This window comes from Pedobacter sp. 01N416, from assembly GCF_056399685.1.
Window position 1 is genome coordinate 1 of sequence record NZ_JBFTRT010000424.1, and the last position, 4,544, is coordinate 4,544.

The 4,544-nt window shown below is 39.0% G+C and carries 4 protein-coding genes; all 4 read right to left on the reverse strand.

All coding sequences use genetic code 11. The features are described 5' to 3' along the window. Positions 1-345 (reverse strand): FtsW/RodA/SpoVE family cell cycle protein (locus tag AC1DND_RS20475; RefSeq protein WP_477584448.1); only part of this gene is annotated, 345 nt, incomplete at its 3' end. A gap of 15 nt (positions 346-360) precedes the next feature. Next, positions 361-1,749 carry a UDP-N-acetylmuramoyl-L-alanine--D-glutamate ligase gene (gene murD, locus AC1DND_RS20480; RefSeq protein WP_477584450.1) on the reverse strand — a complete coding sequence of 463 codons (1,389 nt, stop codon included), beginning with the start codon at positions 1,747-1,749 and terminating at the stop codon, positions 361-363. A gap of 142 nt (positions 1,750-1,891) precedes the next feature. Continuing rightward, entirely contained in the window at positions 1,892-3,139 is a 1,248-nt protein-coding gene (gene mraY, locus AC1DND_RS20485; protein WP_477584452.1) for a phospho-N-acetylmuramoyl-pentapeptide-transferase, read from the reverse strand. Continuing rightward, positions 3,139-4,544: UDP-N-acetylmuramoyl-L-alanyl-D-glutamate--2,6-diaminopimelate ligase (locus AC1DND_RS20490; RefSeq protein ID WP_477584454.1), on the reverse strand; the 1,406-nt coding region annotated here is incomplete at its 5' end. The genes AC1DND_RS20490 and mraY, both read right to left, overlap by 1 nt.

The window sequence follows — 4,544 nt, forward strand, 5'->3', positions numbered from 1 at the left end:
CGTCAATCCGATTACCGGTATTTTAACCCATCTTGATGCATCGTTCAAATTTGTTCCGAATATTAATGTATAAAACAGCAACGGAATGGTAACGATCATCAATACCTTTGAAATACCCGCATAATAACGGTAATCGAGCAGGTGGGCAATATAGATCATCCCGATACCCATCAGCACAAAAATTAAATGTTTGGTGAGCAAAAGCTTTTCTACCGTTTCTCCTTTTTTATATGCCAAGGTACCTGTTGCACTATACACTGCCATTACAGATATAAGCGAAAGCAGGATGATGATCAGCCAGATCCACCTATCGCCTTTTGTTTTATTAAGTAGTGCTTGGAACATATATTGTACCTCCTATTATAATTCTCTAACTGCCGCTTTAAACTGGTTACCGCGGTCTTCGTAATTTTTGAACAGATCGAAACTGGCACAGGCTGGCGATAACAAAACCGCATCGCCACGTTTAGCCAAATGGAAAGCAATCTGTGCTGCTTCATCTGCCGAAAAAGTATTTACAATTACTTCTACATCATCCTCGAAAGCATCGTGAATACGTTTGTTATCCTTACCCAAACAAACGATAGCCTTAACCTTACTTTTAACCAGATCTTTAAGCATGTTGTAATCGTTTCCCTTATCAACACCGCCCATAATCAATACTACATCACTGGTCATACTCTCTAAAGCATACCAGGTAGAGTTCACATTGGTGGCTTTACTGTCGTTGATAAAATCGATCCCCGAAATTTTGGCCACATGCTCTAACCTGTGCTCAATATTTTTGAAATTGCCCATGCTTTCGCGGATGGTCTCATTTCTTAATTCTAAAACTTTAGACACAATGCCTGAGGCCATAGAATTGTAAATGTTGTGCTTGCCCTGTAAGGCTAAATCTGAAATAGACATGGTTAGTTGGTTATTTGGTTCTGTAAGGATATGTATAGTAGTTTCTTCTAAATAAGCACCCAGTTCTACTTTTTTAGTAATTGAAAAGGGAAAGGCTTTCGCCACAGGCTTAATCAACTCGATGGCTTTTAGGCTCTCTTCGTCATCTGCACAATAAATGAAAATATCTTCTGCTGTCTGGTTTTGAACAATCCGCATTTTAGATGCAGCATAATTCTCCAGTTTATAATCGTAACGATCTAAATGATCCGGTGTAATGTTAAGTAAAACTGCTATATCGGCTTTAAATGCGAACATATCATCAAGCATGAAACTTGAGATTTCCAGTACATAATATTCGTAATCTTCTGTAGCCACCTGTGCTGCAAAACTCTGTCCGATATTACCAGCCAGACCCACATTTAAACCCGCATTTTTTAGGATGTGATAGGTTAATAAACTCGTAGTCGACTTACCGTTTGAACCCGTAATGCAGATGGTTTTTGCATTGGTATATCTTTTGGCAAATTCAATTTCCGAAACCACAGGAACACCTTTTGCGACCAATTTTTTAATAATTGGGGCTGTAGGCGGAATACCCGGACTTTTAATTACCTCTGTTGCATTTAAGATCAGTTCTTCGGTATGTTTTTCAGATTCGAACGGAATGGAAAGTTTTTCTAATGCAGCTTTATATTTGTCGGTAATTACACCGTAATCGGAAACAAAAACATCGAAACCTTTTGCCTGAGCCAATTTTGCAGCGCCAACTCCACTTTCGCCGGCACCAAGAATAACCACACGGCCGTGCCCGGTCATCGCTGACTTAGTATTGCTTGATGTGATATTATTCGTGCTCATTATTATTTTTTAGTATCAAGTGATAAGTATCAAGACCGGATACCATCACATTTTAATTTTTTTACCTTATTTTTTATTTACCACTAAGGGTATTTTAATTATTATTCTATCTTTTGCCTTTCAGCTTTAGTCTTTTGGCTTTTTACCTCAGTTTCAATGTTACAATGGTCATAATTGCCAGCATGATTCCGATAATCCAGAAGCGGGTTACAATTTTGGCTTCATGATATCCTTTTTTCTGGTAATGGTGGTGTAAAGGCGACATCAGGAAAATCCTGCGGCCTTCGCCAAATTTCTTCTTGGTATATTTAAAATAAGACACCTGCATAATTACCGACACCAGTTCTACCAGGAATATTCCACATAAAATCGGAATCAACAGCTCTTTGCGGATCATGATGGCAAATGAGGCGATGATTCCCCCAATGGCCAAACTTCCGGTATCGCCCATAAAAATCTGCGCCGGGTAAGAGTTATACCAAAGAAAACCTACGCAGGAACCCACAAATGCACCTGCAAAAATCATCAGCTCTGCAGAGTTTGGGATATACATAATATTGAGGTAATCGGCCATAATGGTATTACCCGATACATAAGCCAAAATACCCAGGGTGATCCCGATTACTGCCGAAGTTCCTGTAGCTAAACCATCAATCCCATCGGTAATGTTTGCCCCGTTCGACACGGCGGTAATGATAAATACCGTTACGATCAGGAAGATAAAAAATGCATATTTATGGTAATCGGCACCTAAAAACTTTAATACCTTTGCATAATCGAACTCATTGTTCTTATAAAAAGGCATATTGGTTTTAGTCGATTTTACATCTTGTGTATAATAAAAGGTTTCTCCTTTTTGGCGCAGTACCATCGGAACCGTAGAAGTACTTTTTACATCGTCCTGTACAGTTTCCCTTACCACAATATTTGGATGGAAGTACATGGTGCAACCTACAATTAAGCCTAAACCAACCTGACCAACTACTTTAAAACGACCTGCTAAACCTTCTTTATTCTTTTTGAAAACTTTGATATAATCATCTAAAAAGCCTACAGTGCCCATCCAGATTGTGGTGATTATCATTAAAATCACATAGATATTGGAGATATTGGCAAACAACATGGTTGGAATAAGAATGCCCAGCAAAATAATAATACCACCCATTGTCGGTGTACCTTGTTTTTGCATCTGTCCTTCTAAACCTAAATTCCTTACTGTTTCTCCAACCTGTTTTTTATGTAGGTAATCAATCAACCTACGTCCGTAAACGGTGGTAATTACCAATGATAAAATAATAGAGATAGATGCACGGAAAGTGATGTACTGAAACAACCTTAACCCAGGTATATCATAATGCTTATGCAGGTATTCGAATAATAAATATAACATTAGCTGATTGGTTTTAATTGTTCAAGTAAAATTTCTTTATCATCAAAATGGTTCCTTACGCCATTAATTTCCTGATATTTCTCATGCCCTTTACCAGCAACAAGAATAATGTCTCCTGGCTGCGCTAAATGGCAGGCTGTTTTTATTGCTTCTTTTCTATCTAAAATGGATAGGGTTTTACGCTTATTGCTTGGTGACACACCTGCTTCCATTTCGCTGATAATCGTCTGTGGATCTTCCGTTCTGGGATTGTCGGAGGTCAGGATCACTTTATCGCTCCAATCGCATGCTACCTGAGCCATAATAGGGCGTTTGGTTTTATCACGATCTCCCCCGCATCCAATCACTGTGATTACCTGTTCGGTTCCTTTGCGGATATTGGCAATGGTACTCAACACATTCTGAACAGCATCTGGCGTATGCGCGTAATCTACAATACCTATAATCTTATCTGCAGAGGTGATGTAATCAAATCTTCCTTCAGCACCTGATAAACGGCTCAACAAAGTCAGCACCTTTAACTTATCCTGCTCCAACAAAATGGCTGTTCCATACACGGCCAATAAATTGTATGCATTGAAAGACCCTACAAGCTTAAAGTAAACGTCTTCGTTATCGATATCTAAATGCAGGCCACTAAACTGGTTTTCGATAATTTTTGCTTTAAAATCGGCCAGTTGTTTAAGCGCATAGGTTTTTTTATGCGCTTTTGTATTCTGCAGCATCACCACTCCGTTTTTATCGTCGATATTGGTCAATGCAAATGCCGATTTAGGCAGTACATCAAAAAATGCTTTTTTAGCTTTCAGGTAAGCGTCAAAAGTTTTATGAAAATCTAAATGATCATGTGTTAAATTCGAAAATACACCTCCTGAGAAAGTCAAGCCTTCAATCCTGTGCTGAGAAACTGCATGTGAGCTTACTTCCATAAAACAGTAATCGCAACCCGCATCGACCATTTCTCTTAAGAGCTGATTTAATGCGATCGGATTTGGTGTGGTATGCGTTGCCGCCACTACCGTATCATTGATATAATTTTCTACCGTTGATAAAAGCCCGGTTTTGTAACCTAAATCTTTAAATAATTTAAAAAGAATGGTAGCAATGGTGGTTTTTCCGTTGGTTCCTGTTATGCCGATCAGTTTCAGATCTGCCGATGGGTTTCCAAAATAATTCCCGGCAATGATACCCAAAGCCACAGCAGTATTATCTACTTTGATGTAGGTAACAGTAAAATCATCGATCTCTGGCAAATTCTCGCAGATAATTACACCTGCCCCCTGCTCAATGGTCTGCTCAATAAACTGGTGTCCATCAGCTACAGTGCCCACTACGGCAAAAAAGATATCATCTTTACTTACTTTACGCGAATCGAAATTCAGCGCATTGATTTCCCTATCGGTTC